Below are 18,412 nucleotides of genomic sequence, written 5' to 3' on the forward strand. Positions count from 1 at the left end.
TCGGTTTTGATTTCGAAAAAGCTAAAAGCTAATGACTCAGAACTAAAACTAAAGACTAAGGACTCTGGACTAATGACTCTAGACTAAAAAACTATCCTCTTAATTTATCTAAAAGCTCGTTTAATTTTTCAAGTTCGTTGTCGGTAAGATTATTACCTACAAAACCTTGCATTTTTTCAATGGTGATATTAGACAACAGATCCAGGCCTTTCTGAGTAATTAAAAGATCAACCGCTCTTCTGTCGCTTTTACAAACTTTGCGCTCAATAATGTCTTTTTTTACTAATCGGTCTACGATTCTGGAAACATCCGACATCTTGTCTATAATGCGCTCTTTAACCAGGTTTAATGTAGCGGGTTTTGGATATTGGCCTCTTAAAATTCGTAAAACGTTAAATTGCTGAGGGGTAATATCATATGGCTCAAGAATCTGGCGCATATTTGACATCAACCAACTTTGCGTAAAAACGATGTTTATGATTGCCTTCTGGTAGCTATTTTCAAATTTACTTTGAACTATTTCTTTTTCTATTTCCATAATTCTTTGCTGATAATACGCAAATATACAAAGCAACAACAAATAATGTTGTTGCTTTGTATAAAAACTTTATTAAAAGCATTAATTTTTTGGTTGATGCTAATTCTGTTTATTCCACCAAACCCGACCATAAAGATCGTCCTTTCCTCCTAAAGCCTCTTTGGCTTTATCATAGTTTTGTCGGTTCAGGGTAAACTCACTCGACGGATAAGCCTGTCGTGTAGGAATTCCTGCCGTTCCGGATGCCGCAGTAAGTTGAGGATAACCCGTTCTTCTCCATTCGGCCCAAGCTTCATAACCATTCATGTATAAATGCACCCAACGCTGATAAGCAATCAGTTTAATGGCATTATTACTATCATAAGCAACCGCCGGATCGGCCAAGAAGGTTGTCAATCCTGTATTATCTCCATTCCATTGAATCAACGAATTCTCAATAGCCAGGTTATAATTTGCTTGCGCCTCCGCATCACCACCTGAAATAATTCCAGCTTTAGCAGCTTCAGCTTTGGCAAACAACAATTGAGCATAGGTAATTAGCTGAGTAGAGCTGGTTTTCTGGCGTAACTTATCCCCTACTGTTGAAATATTTTTAGATGGAATCTGAGAAGCTTCATCGTTCATTAATCCATATGGCATCCCCGCATAAACTGCAGGAGTTAGCTTATTCTTGTTAGCAAATGTTGTTAAGCGAGGATCATTGGTTGAAATCAAATAATCAACTAATGTTGCACTAGGGGCACAAGCGTCTTTACTTAATGCCGAAAACCAGAAGTTCTGATTAGCTGTTTCTTCCAGGTGGGGATAAACAAAGTTATCTGCATTTGAAGCAAAAACACCACTCGTTATAGCATCATTGAATTCTGTCTGAGCTTTTGTTTGATCAACTTTTGAAATACGAAGTGCCATTAAAGCACGCATTGTATTGGCCAATTTCTTCCATTTGCTCATGTTTTTATTATACAAGAAATCTGTTTTAACACCTTTTCCGCCATCAATTTGAGCAGCAGCCTCTTTCAGCTCTTTCATCAAATCATAATACACATCTTTTTGACTAGTATAAACCGGGGCAAAATTGGCAGAACCTTGCAAAGCTTGTGCATATGGAATATCTCCCCATCTATCTGTAAGATGCCAATAAAAATAAGCTCTTAAAATACGCGCTACAGCCTTTTGGTTATTGGCTGAGCCCTCTGTTGCTTCTGTTAATGGATTGATGGGTTGACTAATGATGTATTGAAGATTCATTAAAGGGTTAGCATAAAATACAGACCAATCAAACGCAACATTCGTGTATCGTGATGCATCTGTATACTGCGTTTCAGCCAATTGCTGAACATATAAAGCCCCTTGCGTTGCTTCTGAAGTATTTGAAACATAACGCATTGCATAGGTAAACAAATCGGAATTATAAGCCACCAACGGTTTATTCGGGCTCACATTAATATCATCATCAAACTTTGTACAGCTTGTTGCAATTAACAAACTCGTGAAAGCAATGGCGATTTTCGCTATTTTATATTTTTTCATTGTTGACAGTCGATTTTTAGAATGATACATTAAGATTTAAGCCAAATGAACGAACCGATTGCAATTCTCCTGATTCATTCCAGCTAAGGCCCGAACTTCCACTTGATAATTCTGAAGGATCAAGGCCTTTAGGCGCTTTTTGCCAAATCATCATTGGATTACGAATGGTAAATGCAAGATTTACTGAACTTGCTGGCAACTTCGTGTATTCTCTCTTATAAAAAGTATAGCCCAAACGAACCTCTCTTAACTTAATATAAGAAGCATCATAAAGGAATAAATTGTAAGCCTTTGTACCAATGGCTGTATAGTATTTTTGAGCATCAACAAAAGCCGTAACTTCTTGCCCTGTGGCTGCAGAAATACCATTTACTTTTACACCTCCACCTTCTGCCAATGGATCACGAACATTTTTGCCATTTTCATTTATAGCTGCTGTTTCTACTGCTAAACCAGTTTTAGCGGCCAATAATTTAGTACGGCTAAAAAATTGTCCTCCACCTTGAAAATCAATTGAAGCGGCCAAAGTAAAGTTTCGATAACTGAATGTATTCTGGAAACCACCTGTAAAATCAGGTGTCATACTCCCAAAATTTTGATTTGCTTCAAAAACAGGAAGATTATTGGCATCTAATAACATTTTACCAGTAGCAGGGTCATATTTAATCCCCGTGGTTATTAATGATCCGAAAGCTTTTCCTTCTTCTGCAAGTAATATTTGATCTATTTTAGAATAGGAGTTTGTTTCTAATGTATAGGCTTTAAACTGCGGATGAAGCTCAACGATCTGGCTTTTATTTCTTGAAATATTTGCTGATAGATCCCAGCTAAACTTATTAACCTTAACCGGGGTGGCACTTAAGCTAAGTTCAAAACCTTTATTTTTAATATTTCCTGAATTAGTTACGAGATTTACATACCCACTTTCTGAAGGAACACTTAGTGTTATTACCTGATTTTTATTTTGTTGATCATAGTAAGTAACATTAAGCCCTAACCTATTATTCAGGAATTTTAAGTCAGTACCAATTTCAAAGGCATTGGCATAGGCTGGCATCATTTCTTCTGAATAAAAAGTATTAGGTAATGATAATGCAACCATAGTTCCTGAAGTAGGGTCAACAGCAAAAGGATTTGAAGTCTGATAAGCTGAAATATCTGTGCCTGCTTGTGCATAACTTACCCGAAATTTACCATATGAAAGGGGTTCCCATTTCAATAAATCTCCAAACACAGTACTAAATGATACGGAAGGATAATAATAAGAATTATTGTTTTGAGGCAATGCTGAAGAAATATCATTACGTAAGGCAACATCCAGAAAATAGGTATCCTTATATCCAACTGATGCCGTTCCATAAAAGCTTCTTACTTGTTTTTTTGCATATGCATTAGAAATCAATGGTCGGTCAATTGAAGCTGAAATATTAAAGAAGTTAGGGGAACTTAAACCACCTACAGTACTTTGCGCTACACTTGAATAATCAATTGTAAAAAGATTTGCTCCGGCATTTGCACTGATATCAAAACTGCCAATCTGTTTCTTATAATGAGCTAAGAACTCATAGTTCATCTCTCGGTTTTCATATTTTGCAACAGCAAATGAATTGGAAATTGTTCCTGTACCACCTAAAGTTGTACGACTATCAAAGTTTTGAGTATAAGTATCTCCTCTAACGGTTCCTGTTAATTTCAACGTTGGAAGTACCTGATAAGCTATCCCTGCACTACCAAAAAAGCGGTTACGTGAATCGTGCGAAGGATTCTCATACATGGCAAAGAATGGGTTGTTCCAATAAAGTGCTTTTAAATAATTATTTCCGGCAGGATCATCCCAGTTTGAAATACTCCATTGTCCGTAAGTACCATCTGCATATTTATAGTTTCTCAACTTATTCATGTCCAATGAACGTTGAAACCATTGATTCATATAGCGTGAACCGTCTTCGGAACCTTGTCCCGGACGTTGACCTTTATTATTTGCAAAGTTGAGGTTTGCATTAAAGCTGATCTTTTCACTCGCTTTTACATCACCACTTAAACTCAGGTTATTTCTACGCAAATAGGTATTAGGCTCAATACCTTTAGTGTTGGTATTATTATAGGACATCCGGAAGTTTAGTTTTTCAGTACCTCCGGTAACCGAGATGTTATTATTGATGGTTGTTCCAGTGTTGTAATAATCTTGAATGTTATTAGGTTGTGGAACAAAAGGTGTTAACTTACCATAATCAGGGTCTTGAGGATAAAAACTATAAAATTGACGAACAGGTGTACCGTCCATTTTAGGGCCCCAGCTCATATCTTGTTTGGTATCCACCATTTTTTCTCCATTTTTAGTTAACGGGAAAGTTTGGCTGGCACCTCCACCATAAATATTCTGAACAGGCATAAAGTTGGTCGCTTTATCAACTGCAAATGAAGAACTAAAGTCAATCTTAGTTTTATCCTTTGCACCTTTTTTTGTGGTAATCATAATTACCCCATATTGACCACGCATACCATACAATGCACTTGCTGCCGGACCCTTTAGTACGTTAACTGATTCTATATCTTCGGGATTAATGTCTTGGCCGATGTTTCCATAATCTCGTCCGGTACGGCCTGAAAAATTATCGTTTGAAATCGGTGTTCCATCCACCACAATTAAAGCCTGGTCATTACCGCTAATTGAGTTGATACCACGTATTTTAATGCTTTGGGTTCCTCCCATGCTGGCTCCTGAAGATCCAACAACCTGAACGCCGCTAATTTTACCTGCTAATGAACCCAATACGTTCTGCTCCTTAGTAAGTGTCAGGTTTTCACCATTCACTTTTTGGGTAGAATAGCCTAATGAACGTTCTTTCCTGGAAATTCCAAGCGCAGTAACAACAACCTCCCCTAATTGCTTCTGATCTTCTTCCAGATGTACATTTATTTCTTTGGTTGATTTTACAGTAACCTCTTTGATCTTGAATCCTACGGAAGAAAATTGGAGTGTTTTTCCTTCCTCAACATTTATCACATAAGTGCCATCGCCATCAGTCTGCGTTCCATTTGTTGTTCCTTTTACAACCACTGAAACCCCTGGAATGGGTTGACCATCCGACTGAGTGACTTTTCCTTTAATTGATCGTTGCTGAGCCCACAAACTTGCAGAAAACAGCAAAGTAAATACAATAAAAAGTAACCTTCTTTTCATAAATTTTAAAATTAGTTTAGTTGATTAGATATAAATGGTTTTAAGCTTACTATGGATTAAAGTTGTAGTGTTTCAAAGGCATATTTTCAAACATTTTAAATGCGTGTTTATGCAATGTATAATTAAAATATTAATAAACATGCACTTGAAAATATTTTTTTTGGAGAAACAGCAATAAATCAAACAAAAAGCTGTTAAATCGGCTGATTTAACGCTTTTTATTTTGAACAAGAAGACATATGTGGAATTAAATTTAATACCTGTTAACTTCTGACCTTTTAAGACAGACAAATGGCTGGCTCTTGTGAATTGCTTATTTATTTAAAAAACAGGCAGATAGAAATTTTAAGAAAGAACTATTCCGTTCGGAGTAAATGATCGGCAGCATGGAAATTATATAAAATAGCGTTGCGCCATTAGGTGCAAAACCTATAGAGTGGTTAGCCCTTAACAGGGCTATAGGCTTAAAGGAAACAAGGTGTTGTTACCAACCTATTGTCCACGATGGGACATTATTGAACTAACAACTTGAGTTAATTAATAAATGATATGAGCAATCAAAGGGGGTTATTCTCCGGAGTTATGATCGGTTGTATTTTTTCTCACCTTACTTCTCAAGAGACTATCTTCTTTTAATCGAGTTACGTAATCCCAAGGGCAATTAAGGCACAAATTTTTACAGCAATACCCCCGTTTAAGGTGATACTCTCTGGTAAAAACTAACAATCCTTTTTCGTTAATTGTATAATCTTCCCCCTCTTTCATTTCAATCGGTTTATTCATTCAATATTTTAACTATATGCGAGGTCTGCAAATGTTCTTTCAATTCTCCACCATCACCATGTAACGTCCAGATCTCTTTTGCTTCGGTTTCTTTTACCAAAGTTAATATTTGTTGCCAATCGGCATGATCACTAATAAACAACTTTTCGTCACAATAATCCTGCAAATTTTCCCATCCTGAAGCAAACACTTTGAAAGCATCTCTGCTATGCCTGTAACTCGAAAAAGTTAATGGCGGCACTACATAGACATTATTGGAAGTGTGTTTCATGGTTCTACGATCATAAATTTGCCATTTCCCTAAATTTACCCCAAACTGCTCATATAACTTATGAATCGGTGCGATGGAATAGTGCACTAAGACATTAAAGCTTTGACAATGCTCATTAATGAGCTGAGTAACCCTTTGAGCTTTACCCAAAGCATATGCCCCAAAAATCACATTGCTGTTGGCAAACCGTCCCAATTTCTGAATCTCATTGATTGCCATTGGATGCTGCGTTGCCTTTGATGCAAAGGTAGTTTCGGTAATAAGTATATCAGCCTTAACAAACTCAAAAGGTTCCGCTGTTTTATCTTCTTCCAGTTTAAAATCACCAGTATATAAAATTCGGGCTCCATCGATTTCAACCAATATTTGGGCTGAGCCCAAAATATGTCCCGCCGGATAAAAAGTGATTATTGTCTCTCCTATTCTAAAAGGTTGATTATAAGAAACAATGTTAAAATACTTTCCGGCATTTTTCTTATAACGCAGCTCCATAACAGCTTGCGTTGCGGCGGTACAGTAGATGTTTTCAGAACCTGCCACGGCATGATCGCCATGTGCATGAGATATTACTGCATTTTTTACCGCTTTTTGAGGATCGAGATAAAAGTTATAACGCTGGCAATAAAGGCCTATTTCAGTGAGTTTAAAAAAATCTTCTGTCATGTTGTGCTAAAGAACTTTGTTCTTTAAATCTAAGTTATAAATAATGGAGAGCCGATCTATAAAGTGGAGTTATTGATCACTAATTTAGTGTGTAAAGATACTATTTGCGGAATTAATGCAGTTTGTTCATCGTTCACAATCATGTAATCGGCCATTTTAATTTTATCTTCTTCCGGCAGCTGATTTTTTATCCGACTCCTTACCTGCTCTTCGTTACTTTTATCACGTTTTATTACACGCGCAATACGCATTTCTTCGGGAGCGGTTACCAAAATATTAAGATCATTCTGTTTATAGGTGCCACTTTCAAACAAAATAGCAGCTTCTTTAAGTATGTATGGCTTGTTTTGGTACTTCTTACACCATTTGTCGAACGCACGAATTGTGGCAGGATGAACTAACCCGTTTAATTGCTTAAGCTTCTCAGGGCTATTAAAAACCAGCGATGCCAGTTTCTTTCTGTCCAGCTCCCCTTTAGCTGAATACACATCTTCGCCAAAGAATTGCTTTATATCGGCAATTAATTTTTCATCTGAATTCATCAATAGTTTTGCCTGGTCATCAGCAATAAAAACAGGCACACCAAGCTGCTCAAACACCTTTACGACTGTACTTTTGCCACTACCTATACCTCCTGTTATTCCTATCTTAAGCATACAATTACATTGATTATCAGTTTGATTACCCAGTTTTTTTTTAAAATTTGATTACACCGATGAAATTAGAGATTATTTGCTTACCAAAAAGTCAACCCATTGGGGCTCTATTTTAATAACTCGAATAAAATCTGGTGAACGAAGCAGCTTAACATCAAGTCGGCTTTTGCTTTGTATTTTCCATTGAAAAAGGTCGACCTGCGCATAGAACATATCACGGTCTATCAAGGGGTATTTACTTACCGGACATAAATATTTCACTTTTATTTTCCCTGGAAGCAGGTTTACATCAAATCGTTCCTGGTTATTGATTAATGTTAATGGAATATCAATTGAACCTTCAGTAAACTTTTCGACTGGTATTTTTAATCCAACTGCAGTTGGCGTTATATTAACATTTTGCGTACCCTTTGGAGCAAGGTTAATCACCGTTGAGATGCTATCACTCAGATTGTGCAATGTTATTTTAGGGGTTGATATGAATTTAATCTTTGAAACTTCGTCAATCGGACCACTAATTGTAACGCTGTCTGGGTCAAGAATTAAATCTGAAGCATAGAAATATTGTTTTTTAAAAGTAATATCGGCAAATATCTCCAAAGGTACTTTTTTTACGATCCGGCTCGAGAAATCAATATTGATAGAGGCAGGACTGATTCCAACTATTTTCAATCCTTCAGGCAACTGGTGATTAAGCAAATCTACATGCTCCATCAGTTGCACATTATCACCTTTAATTTGTGCCATATCAAGCTTTAAGGGTGATTTAAATATATCGATCTTAGAAAATAATAGCTGCCAACCGGTGCCTTCCACATCCATTGTTATTACTTCAACATTTTTTACGTTTAACGTTTTATCAGCGGGAATATTGGTTAATATCAACTCTGTTTTAACCGTAAATGAATATCGGTTTGCAAAAGAAGACACCACCCAGAAAGCGACTGCAACAAGTAAACACAACATAAACAGGCCTATTTTACGTCGGTCACGCTTACTTATTTCAAACCAGGAATTTCCGTTTTGCGACATACTAACTTTTTGGGTGCAATTGCTACATTAATTAACCAATGCAATATAATTGAAAAAAGCCATCCTCTGTAAAAAGAATGGCTTAAATAATAAGTTCGTTACTAACTATGATTGTGTAGCTTCAGTAGTATTTAACGCTTTAGAGTTTTCTAAAGAAATTGCTGATTTCTGAACTTTGATACGAACATTATGGTCAATCTCGATCATAAAGTAAGTATCACCAATTTCAACAAGTTTACCAAAGATACCTCCGATGGTAACTACTTTATCACCTTTCTTCAATTCTTCAATAAATTTCTTCTGATCTTTCATCTTCTTAGTTTGAGGACGGATCATAAAGAAATAAAATACTACAGCGATTAATGCCATCATAACAATTGATGACCAGTTATTTGCTGCGCCTGCTTGTAATAGAACGTTAGCTGTCATTTCTAAATATGGAATTATTGATTTATTCTACCTCGCCAAACAATCTAAGGCTTGAAGCCGACGGATTAGTATTGGCAATAATTGTAATATTCTTTTCTTGTAAACCTTGGCGACCTTCGCTGTTAAATTTAACATTGATACTTGCAGTAGCTCCAGGCATAACCGGTTCTTCAGGTTTACTTGGAACGGTACAGCCACAACTTGCAGTAGCACTTTTGATGATTAACGGATATTTTCCGGTATTGGTAAACTTAAATTCGTGTTCAACAACTTCTCCGGCTGCTACCTTTCCGAAATCGTATTTATCCTCATCAAATTTAATGGTAGTTACTTGAGATGAGTCTACCTGCATTGAAGCTGCATTGGCAGATGAAGAACTATTATTCTTACATGCTACTAATAATGCAGATGCAGCTAAAACTAAAAAGAGTTTATTAATCATAAGTGAAAGGCTTTTTTTCATTTTTCAGTTTATTTTTAAATCTAAACAAAAACTTAATGATTCCTATTCTACTAATCCTCTACCCGTTTTTATAATTTTGTTTTCAGCTTTCAAATCTACCAGAATCTTATCAAGTATCCCATTAATAAATACTTTACTTTTCGGCGTACTAAATTCTTTTGAAAGATCGATATACTCGTTGATGGTAACTTTAACAGGTATTTCCTTGAAATTCAACAACTCACAGATCGCCATTTTCATTAAAATCGTATCCATAAAAGCAATACGTTCAGGGTCCCAATTCTTGGTTTTTGAAGAAATATAGTCCTGGTATTCTCCATTATTACGGATCGTAAACTTAAACAGATCGAGCATAAAATCACGATCGTCCAGCCAATTTGCCGAAATAGGAGCTAATTTTTGTTTTGATTCTCCAAATTCTTTTAGCGTTTTTAACAGCATGCTCATTACTGAATCTTTATCGATTGGCCAGTTAATGAACTTATCTTCCATCATCTGTTCAAATAATACCGACTGTGGTAACACTTTTTTCGCAAAAAAGATCAGAATATCACGTTCTGCAGCCATTGCATGCTCCGGCTCTACACAATAGGCTTTATACTCAGGAGTGGCAATCAAATCTTTAAATATTGATCGTACTATTTCCTGATCATTTGCAAATTCAATTTTAAGTCTTTTGGTATCGTCAATAAGGGTAGGAAACGTTTCCAACATCTGTATCAATTTATTCGTAGCGATACGGGTGCTGGCATTCAAATCTTCTTCAGAAGGAATGTATTTTGACGCACGTTCCTGTGCATCTATAACTGCATACTTGGCAACTTCAATGGTAAGGTTTAATACTGTTAAATAAGCCTCATTTACTCTCGCCACGTTTTGCAGCAAACTTTTTTCGAAACCGGTAATATCTTTGGTTTCTGCCTGGTAAAAAGCATACAATGTTTGTAATGCTTTAATGCGCAAGTGCCTTCTGTTTAGCATCTAAAAGAACAATTTATAAAAATAAGGCCGCAAAGGTAACTAAAATTTGTGAATTTGAGAATATGAAGGAGGGAGAATGTACTTGAAATTGTCATTTCCTTATCTTCAAATTCTCAAACTCTGGGTTATACTAGCTGTTTGCTTTTAATGATCTGATATCAGCAATTCTTTTTTCAGCTATTTTCAGTGCTGCCTGATTGGGAGTTATTTGCTCGCGTTTAGACATACGGAAAATATCTAGTGTTACTTTATAAATGTTCTCGGCTTGTTGTAGTGCTCGTTTTTTTCCACCGCCGGAAATTTCTGAATAAACACTGATCAATCCGCCTGCATTGATCAGGAAATCCGGAGCATACAATATGCCCATATCCATTAATAACTGCCCGTGTACTTCTTCATCCTGCAATTGGTTATTGGCAGAACCGGCTATAATTGCACACTTCAATCGCTTAAGCGTTTCATTATTTACAGTAGCGCCCAAAGCACAAGGAGAATAAATGTCAACGTCTAAATCATATATTTGGTTATTAGGTACTATAATAGCATCATGTTTACGGGCAACTGCTGTAAGTCGGTCATCATCAAGATCACTTATATACACACGTGCATCTTCATCTCTTAATAATCTTACCAGATGTTCTCCTACATTACCGATACCTTGAACAGCTACAGATTTACCCGAAAGACTATCATTTCCCCATAATTCTTTTACACTTGCTTTAATACCCATGTAAACACCATAAGCTGAAATAGGTCCAGTTTGCCCACTGCCGCCAAGTGCCTCCGACAAACCTACCACATGAGGAGTTTCCATCCGGATGTATTCCATGTCTTTTAGCGTTGTGCCGACATCCTGCGCAGTAACAAACTCACCATTAAGGTTGTTAACAAACTTACCAAAGCGTCTCATCAACGCTTCTGATTTATCACGGTTATAATCACCGATAATCACGGCGTTTCCTCCTCCGAAATTCAGACCTGTAATAGCTGATTTATAGGTCATTCCTCGTGAAAGTCTTAGTACATCATCCAATGCATCTGCTTCCGAACGATAGTGCCACATACGTGTGCCTCCGATTGCGGGTCCGAGGGTTGTATCATGAATTGCAATAATAGCTTTTAGTCCGGTTGCTTTATCCATACAAAAAACCAGGTTTTTGTGCGAATTATCAACCATTTTGCTAAAAATAGGACTTGTTTCCACAGGAGTAAGTTGTTTAGTTTCTAACATATTTGAGAACGTTTTTAGAATTGTATACTTAACAAAACCCTTAATAGCAAATCTATATATTTTTTACCCATTTATATAACTGTTAATTAGTTATTGGTTAATCACGATAACTATCGGATAATTTATTTTTTCTAAGTTGGAACTCCGCCAAACAAAAGTTGCTCCAAAAGAGTTGTAAAAAAACAGTTATTAACGTTTGTTGATAATCTGTTGCTTGTAACAGAAATTTCAGCAAATTACCCTCGCAGTAACTGGTAAATTATATAAGTTTGTTGTAGTCAATGACCGGTCGGCAAAAAAAGCTGTCAACTGCTTACTTTTTCATAAGCAATAATAAAACACAAGTAACTGACTAATAACTAAAAAGACAAAATACCAACCCATGGGTGAATTAAAATACCTTAATAAATACCTATTCAGATACCGTTACAGATTAGCTTTAGGAGCTGTTTTTGTCATAATTTCTAATTATTTCGGAGTAATTCCGGCAAAAATTATCCGTAGGGCGTTTGATTTGGTAAATGAAAATATTACCTTATACAAACTGTTCTCAGGGTTTAGTAATCAGGACAGTATTTACCAGATTTTTGGTAAGACCATGCTCATTTTTGGAGCCTCGGTATTACTAATGGCAATCCTTAGAGGTATTTTCCTGTTTTTTATGCGTCAAACCATTATTGTTGTTTCACGTTATATTGAATATGATCTGAAAAACGACATTTACAATCACTACCAACACCTTTCTTTGTCATTTTATCGCCGAAATAATACCGGAGATTTAATGAATCGTATTTCCGAAGACGTTAGCCGTGTACGGATGTACGTAGGTCCAGCCATAATGTATACCATTAATACGGTAGTGCTATTCCTAATGGTAATCACCACTATGGCTAGCATTAACCTGAAATTAACAATTTTCGCTTTGCTTCCCCTACCGTTAATGGCTATCGTTATCTATTATGTAAACTCCATTATACACCGAAAAAGTGAAAACATTCAGGAGCAACTATCTAATCTTTCAACATTTACCCAAGAGACCTTTTCAGGAATAAGGGTGTTAAAAGCTTATGGTCGCGAACAACGCAGTCGAGAAGATTTTGAAGCTCAGAGTGAAGAATACAAAAAACGTTCGATGGGGTTAGCCCGCGTTCAGGCATTCTTCTATCCTACTGTATTGTTGTTAGCTGGAATGAGTGTTGTGTTAACTGTTTATATAGGTGGAGTAGAAGTAAAGAATGGTAATATTACCCCTGGAAATATTGCCGAATTCATTGTTTACATCAATCAGCTAACCTTCCCGATGATGTCGTTGGGATGGGTAACATCTTTAATTCAGCGAGGGGCAGCTTCTCAAAAACGCATTAATGAATTTATGCACACAGAGCCTGATATTAAATCAGGAACATTGAAAGAAGAACCGATACGAGGTAAGGTGGAATTCAGAAATGTAAGTTTCACTTATCCTGATACTGGTATTCAGGCGTTAAAAAATGTAAGTTTCGTGGCTGAGTCAGGTGATTTTATTGCCTTTATAGGAAGAACCGGTTCCGGAAAGTCTACCATAGCCAATTTACTAGCCAGAATGTACGATGTAAACGCTGGAGAGATATTAATTGATGATAGAAATATAAAGGATTATGACCTTCACCATCTCCGTGATGCAATGGGATATGTGCCGCAAGAAGTATTCCTCTTCTCCGATACCATTAGTAACAACATAGGGTTTGGCGTAAACAAGGTAATTGAAGAGCAGGTTTTTGCTGCAGCTAAGAATGCTGCCGTTTATGAAAATATTCAGGCATTCCCACATGGTTTTGAAACAACCATCGGTGAGCGGGGCATTACCTTATCGGGTGGGCAAAAACAACGCGTTTCAATTGCAAGGGCGATCATCAAGGAACCTAATATTATGGTGTTTGACGACTGTCTTTCGGCGGTTGATACCAAAACTGAAGAAGAGATTTTATCGAATCTTGGAAAAGTTATGGAAAATAAAACCAGCGTAATTATAAGTCACCGGGTGTCTTCCATAAAAAATGCAGATAAAATCTTTGTAATTGACAACGGAGTGATCATTGAAAGCGGATATCATGAAGCTTTACTGGAACAAAAAGGAGAATATTTCGAATTATACGAAAAGCAACTGTTGGAAGAGGAAGAAATCTCAGAATAATACAACTTTAAGAGAAAAAGCTTAACATTTTTTGAACCTGTTAGATATGATTAACGAATCCATTAAGTATGTTTGGTAATTATTGATTTATTGCATGTTGTGAATTTTGTTCTTTTTTTAATATTTGGAATTTTGAAAATTTATACTTTATATTTACGGCAAGCTAAACTTATTGACACGAACAATGGGAGATTTTGATAACAAAGAGCGCGAAGAGGTATTCTCAAAAAAAGTAAGAGCAGGAAAACGTACTTATTTTTTCGATGTTAAGTCGACTCGTGCGGGTGATTATTACATTACGGTTACCGAGAGTAAAAAACGCATGGAAGATGGCGTATTTGTAAAGCATAAGATTTTCCTTTACAAAGAAGATTTCGAAAAATTTGCTGAAGGCCTTACTGAGGTGGTTGATTATATCAAATCAAATCAGGATGTTGTTGAAAAACGTTATGAGGCTTACGAAAGCAATGGCGTACACGATAAAGTTGACGACGATTTTTCTTTCTAAACCAGAAAATATTTACAAATAAAAAAATGCATGATCAACCTCATGCATTTTTTTTGTTCCTTATTTCTTCACGCTTAACCAGCAAGATTCGATGATTTCGTCTAGATGAACGTCTTCATTTAAATTAATCTCATTCGTTTGATGAAACCTCACCAGCGCTATTACAGGCCCATAAAACAGGGATAGTAATGCTGTTAAGTGCATTGGTTTTATATACCCCTGGTCAATACCCTTTCCTAATATTTCATACACAGGAGCCAAAATCTTCTCCCCCTTACGTTTTGTTGATTCTACAATAAATGGTGAGCTTGAATACTGTTCGATGAATTTAAATACCTGATCGTTATTTAAGTAGTAATCATACAAAGAATGCCAGATATTGGAGAAATTGGTACGATAAGCCAAGGCCTCATCAAAGGCATTAACCACCACATCGTTGATCCTTCTTCTTATTTCAAGAAATAATTCGTTGATAAGTTCTTCTTTGTTGGTGAAATACAAATAAATGGTTCCGGCAGCTACTCCTGCTTTCTCAGAAATCATTTTCATGGATGAGCCATGGAATCCATGCTCGGTAATTATTGCTAATGATGAATTTAATATAGACTGACGTTTGTCAACTACAGGTTGTTTCATAAAGGGTTTATTGGTTATGGCTAAGATAAAAGATTTTTACACATAATGAATAAGTATTCATTTTTTTATAACCAATGTCATTTGATACTATTTTTTGTTTTTTTAGCGTAATATTAACGCACCCAAGCCCGAATGCATTAAGTCAATAATTTTCTTGTCAGAAAAAAAAATAACATGACTTGTCATCCTGACGCAGGAAGGATCTGTTAGTTCTATTGCTTAAAAGAAACAGATGCTTCGTTCCTCAGCATGACACAAATGAAGATCCCATCGCCTAATGACATTGGGGCTGTGTGCGTGTTAATATAGCTTTAAAACAAACTTTTTCCTTTTATCACCAGATCTTCATCAGCTGAACGAACTGAATAGGTAAAGCCTGGTTGCAGGCAGTAAGCGCCGTATTCACCTTGTTTATTCAAGGCAATAAAACCAATTTGTACTTCCTCAGCCTTTTTAGGGTCGCGCTTAGCAATACGTTCTACAGCTTCTTGACAGGCTTGCTGCGGAGACCGGCCCTGACGCATTAACTCAACCACTAAGAAAGAACCAACTATTTTAATCACCTCTTCTCCCACTCCGGTTGCCGCTGCACCTCCAATCTCATTATCAACAAACATACCTGCTCCAATAATAGGAGAGTCTCCAACACGTCCATGCATTTTAAAAGCCATACCACTGGTAGTACAAGCTCCTGACAGATTGCCACTTGCATCCAATGCAATCATCCCAATGGTATCATGATTATCCTTTCCTCCCGGAAGTTTCTTTGGTGCAGCCGCTTTATTTTCGATATTCATTATTGGCTCATACTTGGCAGTTTTCAACCATTCCTTCCATGCCTTTTCAGATTCAGGAGTTAGAAGATTTGTCTTACTAAATCCATTTTGCAAAGCAAACTGCAAAGCTCCTTCACCTACCAGCATCACATGTGGTGTTTTTTCCATTACCATACGTGCCACTGATATCGGATGTACAATATGTTCAAGAGCTGCTACAGAACCTGCATTTCCATGCTCGTCCATAATACATGCATCCAAGGTAACCCTACCATCGCGATCAGGAAAGCCACCGTATCCAACGGTTTGATTTTTAGGGTCTGCTTCGGGAACATGCACCCCTTTTTCAACTGCATCCAATGCTCTTCCACCACTTTGCAAAACCTGCCATGCAGCAGCATTCGCTGCTTGTCCGAAATCCCATGTAGAAATGACAATTGGCTTTTTTGCCATGCCATTAACCGAAGTTTTAGCTAATGCTTCAATTACTACGGTTGAAGAAATAGCCGCAAGGCCCGTTCCTTTTATAAATTTTCTTCTTGATATCATTTAATTATTTGGTTGTGTTACGATTTATACAATGGCTAAATTTAACCGCTAAGATGCTAAGGCGCAAAAGTTTTTTTTATAACTATTGGCTTGTTAGTTATTAGCTGTTAGGTTATGTGTATTAGCAGAATGTAACTACAATGCTAATGGCTAATAGCTAAAACTACAAGCCAATTGCTAACATAACTGCAAAATCATATCTTTGCGCCTGATTTAAAAACGCATAAGAAAAGAATATGGCTTTACAATGTGGTATTGTTGGACTACCAAACGTAGGAAAATCTACTCTATTTAACTCTCTTTCCAACGCAAAGGCACAAGCAGCAAATTTTCCATTTTGTACTATTGAGCCAAATGTGGGCGTAATTACCGTTCCTGACGAACGCTTAAATAAGTTAACTGAATTAGTGAAGCCTCAACGCGTTGTTCCTAACACTGTTGAGATTGTTGATATTGCAGGTTTAGTAAAAGGTGCGAGTAAAGGTGAAGGATTGGGTAACCAGTTCTTGGCTAATATCAGAAATACTAATGCAATCTTACATGTATTACGTTGTTTTGATGATCCTAACGTTGTACACGTTGATGGCTCAGTAGATCCTATCCGCGATAAAGAGATCATAGATACTGAACTTCAGTTAAAAGATCTTGAATCGGTTGAGAAAAAGCTTCAGAAGGTTGAAAAATCAGCAAAAACCGGAGATAAAGATGCCAAAAAAGCGGTTGAAGTATTAACAACAGTTCGTGATCTTTTACTTTCCGGTCAATCAGCTCGTGCTGCACAGTTGGAAGAAAAAGACCTGGAGCATTTAGAAGATATTCACTTATTGACGTTAAAACCAGTGATGTACGTTTGTAACGTTGATGAAGCATCTGTAAATACCGGCAACAAATATGTTGATATTATACGTGAAGCTGTAAAAAATGAAAACGCGGAGGTTTTGGTAATTTCTGCTAAAATCGAATCGGAAATAGCTGAACTGGAAAGCTACGAAGACAAACAATTGTTTTTGGCTGACTTAGGTTTGGAAGAATCTGGTGTAAATAAATTGATCCGTGCAGCATACCGATTATTGAACCTTGCTACTTATTTTACTGCCGGTGTGCAGGAAGTTCGTGCATGGACCATCACTTTGGGTATGTCGGCTCCTCAAGCTGCAGGTGTTATTCACACTGATTTTGAAAAAGGATTTATCCGTGCTGAAGTGATTAAGTATAATGACTTTGTAACCTTAGGATCGGAAAATGCCTGTAAAGAAGCAGGAAAGCTTGGTGTAGAAGGAAAAACTTATATAGTTGAAGATGGTGATATTATGCACTTCCGTTTTAACGTGTAAAGTGTAATTTCAGATAAAACAACAAGGCCGATTCATTAGAATCGGCCTTGTTTGTTTTTGATTAGTTGGCAACAACCTCTGCACGATATTTTGATGATTCTCCTTCCGGACTAAAATCTTCGATAATTTTTTTCATTTGATCAATCGAAAGTTTTGACTGATCAAAAACAACTTTAGCGACTCCGGTCTCAAAATTTACTTCGCTTTGCTTTACGCCTTTGTGTTTATACAAAGCCTTTTCAATTCCTTTGGCACATCCATCAGCACAGGTCATACCTGATACTTTAAAGAATACAGTTTGTACTTTCCCTTTTGGAGCCTCCTGACTTGTAACTTCTCTTGTATACTGACAGCATCCATGCAGCTTATCGTATGCTTTCGACGTTGCTTTCGTCCCTTCCGTATCATGTCCAGCCTCAGCAATAGCTTTCTGTATACTCAACAAACTTGCAGGCGATGTATAGCTTACTTTCAACTGTTTAGTAGCCTCATCCCATTCAGCTGATTGTACACCATCTATTTTTTTTGCAGCATTTTCAATCCTGTTTTCACACATTCCGCAGTTGCCACCAACCTTAAAGATTTCTGTTTTGATTTCCTGAGCTACTGAATATTGAGCAGCAAAACTCAGTAAAACAGCGGATAAGATAAATTTCAGTTTTTTCATTGTTTTTC

17 protein-coding genes are annotated in these 18,412 nt (G+C 36.8%); 3 read left to right on the forward strand and 14 right to left on the reverse strand.

The window, feature by feature from the left end; all coding sequences use genetic code 11:
• Positions 1-91: 91 nt before the first annotated feature.
• The 11 genes from SOLCA_RS11405 to SOLCA_RS11455 form a co-directional block, all read right to left on the reverse strand.
• Positions 92-538 carry a MarR family winged helix-turn-helix transcriptional regulator gene (locus SOLCA_RS11405; RefSeq protein WP_014680602.1) on the reverse strand — a complete coding sequence of 149 codons (447 nt, stop codon included), beginning with the start codon at positions 536-538 and terminating at the stop codon, positions 92-94.
• Between the two features lie 99 nt (positions 539-637).
• Positions 638-2,068 (reverse strand): SusD/RagB family nutrient-binding outer membrane lipoprotein, encoded by a 1,431-nt coding sequence (locus tag SOLCA_RS11410; protein ID WP_042481166.1) that lies wholly within the window; start codon positions 2,066-2,068, stop codon positions 638-640.
• 16 nt (positions 2,069-2,084) lie between these two features.
• The gene (locus SOLCA_RS11415; RefSeq protein WP_014680604.1) at positions 2,085-5,252 is read right to left on the reverse strand and encodes a SusC/RagA family TonB-linked outer membrane protein; all 3,168 of its coding nucleotides are present in this window, start codon (positions 5,250-5,252) and stop codon (positions 2,085-2,087) included.
• 567 nt (positions 5,253-5,819) lie between these two features.
• The gene (locus tag SOLCA_RS23345) at positions 5,820-6,035 is read right to left on the reverse strand and encodes a DUF5522 domain-containing protein (protein ID WP_014680605.1); all 216 of its coding nucleotides are present in this window, start codon (positions 6,033-6,035) and stop codon (positions 5,820-5,822) included.
• A complete protein-coding gene (locus SOLCA_RS11425; RefSeq protein ID WP_014680606.1) occupies positions 6,028-6,969 on the reverse strand; it encodes an MBL fold metallo-hydrolase in 942 nt (313 codons plus the stop codon). Before SOLCA_RS11425 ends, SOLCA_RS23345 begins: the two co-directional genes overlap by 8 nt.
• 56 nt (positions 6,970-7,025) lie before the next feature.
• A complete protein-coding gene (coaE, locus tag SOLCA_RS11430; RefSeq protein WP_014680607.1) occupies positions 7,026-7,625 on the reverse strand; it encodes a dephospho-CoA kinase in 600 nt (199 codons plus the stop codon).
• A gap of 72 nt (positions 7,626-7,697) precedes the next feature.
• A complete protein-coding gene (locus SOLCA_RS11435; RefSeq protein ID WP_014680608.1) occupies positions 7,698-8,657 on the reverse strand; it encodes a CdaR family protein in 960 nt (319 codons plus the stop codon).
• Positions 8,658-8,762: 105 nt separating this feature from the next.
• Complete coding sequence (yajC, locus tag SOLCA_RS11440) at positions 8,763-9,086, reverse strand: preprotein translocase subunit YajC (protein WP_014680609.1); 324 nt, start codon at positions 9,084-9,086, stop codon at positions 8,763-8,765.
• A 22-nt stretch (positions 9,087-9,108) separates the two neighbouring features.
• The gene (locus tag SOLCA_RS11445) at positions 9,109-9,549 is read right to left on the reverse strand and encodes a DUF1573 domain-containing protein (protein ID WP_014680610.1); all 441 of its coding nucleotides are present in this window, start codon (positions 9,547-9,549) and stop codon (positions 9,109-9,111) included.
• A 42-nt stretch (positions 9,550-9,591) separates the two neighbouring features.
• On the reverse strand, positions 9,592-10,530 hold the full coding sequence (nusB, locus tag SOLCA_RS11450) for a transcription antitermination factor NusB (protein WP_042479700.1): 939 nt from the start codon (positions 10,528-10,530) through the stop codon (positions 9,592-9,594).
• Positions 10,531-10,660: 130 nt separating this feature from the next.
• Positions 10,661-11,761 carry a Glu/Leu/Phe/Val family dehydrogenase gene (locus SOLCA_RS11455; RefSeq protein WP_014680612.1) on the reverse strand — a complete coding sequence of 367 codons (1,101 nt, stop codon included), beginning with the start codon at positions 11,759-11,761 and terminating at the stop codon, positions 10,661-10,663.
• Between the two features lie 382 nt (positions 11,762-12,143).
• Between SOLCA_RS11455 and SOLCA_RS11460 the strand changes: the two genes are divergently transcribed.
• Positions 12,144-13,934 (forward strand): ABC transporter ATP-binding protein, encoded by a 1,791-nt coding sequence (locus SOLCA_RS11460; RefSeq protein ID WP_014680613.1) that lies wholly within the window; start codon positions 12,144-12,146, stop codon positions 13,932-13,934.
• A gap of 184 nt (positions 13,935-14,118) precedes the next feature.
• Complete coding sequence (locus SOLCA_RS11465; RefSeq protein WP_014680614.1) at positions 14,119-14,442, forward strand: DUF3276 family protein; 324 nt, start codon at positions 14,119-14,121, stop codon at positions 14,440-14,442.
• A gap of 60 nt (positions 14,443-14,502) precedes the next feature.
• On the opposite strand, the gene SOLCA_RS11470 is transcribed toward SOLCA_RS11465, so the two are convergent.
• Together SOLCA_RS11470 and SOLCA_RS11475 are read right to left on the reverse strand one after the other, a co-directional pair.
• Positions 14,503-15,078 (reverse strand): TetR/AcrR family transcriptional regulator, encoded by a 576-nt coding sequence (locus SOLCA_RS11470; RefSeq protein ID WP_014680615.1) that lies wholly within the window; start codon positions 15,076-15,078, stop codon positions 14,503-14,505.
• Positions 15,079-15,389: 311 nt separating this feature from the next.
• Positions 15,390-16,403, reverse strand: a complete 1,014-nt coding sequence (locus SOLCA_RS11475) for a N(4)-(beta-N-acetylglucosaminyl)-L-asparaginase (RefSeq protein ID WP_014680616.1) — start codon at positions 16,401-16,403, stop codon at positions 15,390-15,392.
• Between the two features lie 236 nt (positions 16,404-16,639).
• Here SOLCA_RS11475 and ychF point away from each other — a divergent pair, with 236 nt between their 5' ends.
• Complete coding sequence (gene ychF / locus SOLCA_RS11480; RefSeq protein WP_014680617.1) at positions 16,640-17,737, forward strand: redox-regulated ATPase YchF; 1,098 nt, start codon at positions 16,640-16,642, stop codon at positions 17,735-17,737.
• Positions 17,738-17,798: 61 nt separating this feature from the next.
• Here the strand turns inward: ychF and SOLCA_RS22820 are convergent, their stop codons facing one another.
• Positions 17,799-18,404 carry a heavy-metal-associated domain-containing protein gene (locus SOLCA_RS22820; RefSeq protein WP_014680618.1) on the reverse strand — a complete coding sequence of 202 codons (606 nt, stop codon included), beginning with the start codon at positions 18,402-18,404 and terminating at the stop codon, positions 17,799-17,801.
• Positions 18,405-18,412 lie beyond the last annotated feature (8 nt).

It is taken from the genome of Solitalea canadensis DSM 3403 (genome assembly GCF_000242635.2).
GTDB lineage: Bacteria > Bacteroidota > Bacteroidia > Sphingobacteriales > Sphingobacteriaceae > Solitalea > Solitalea canadensis.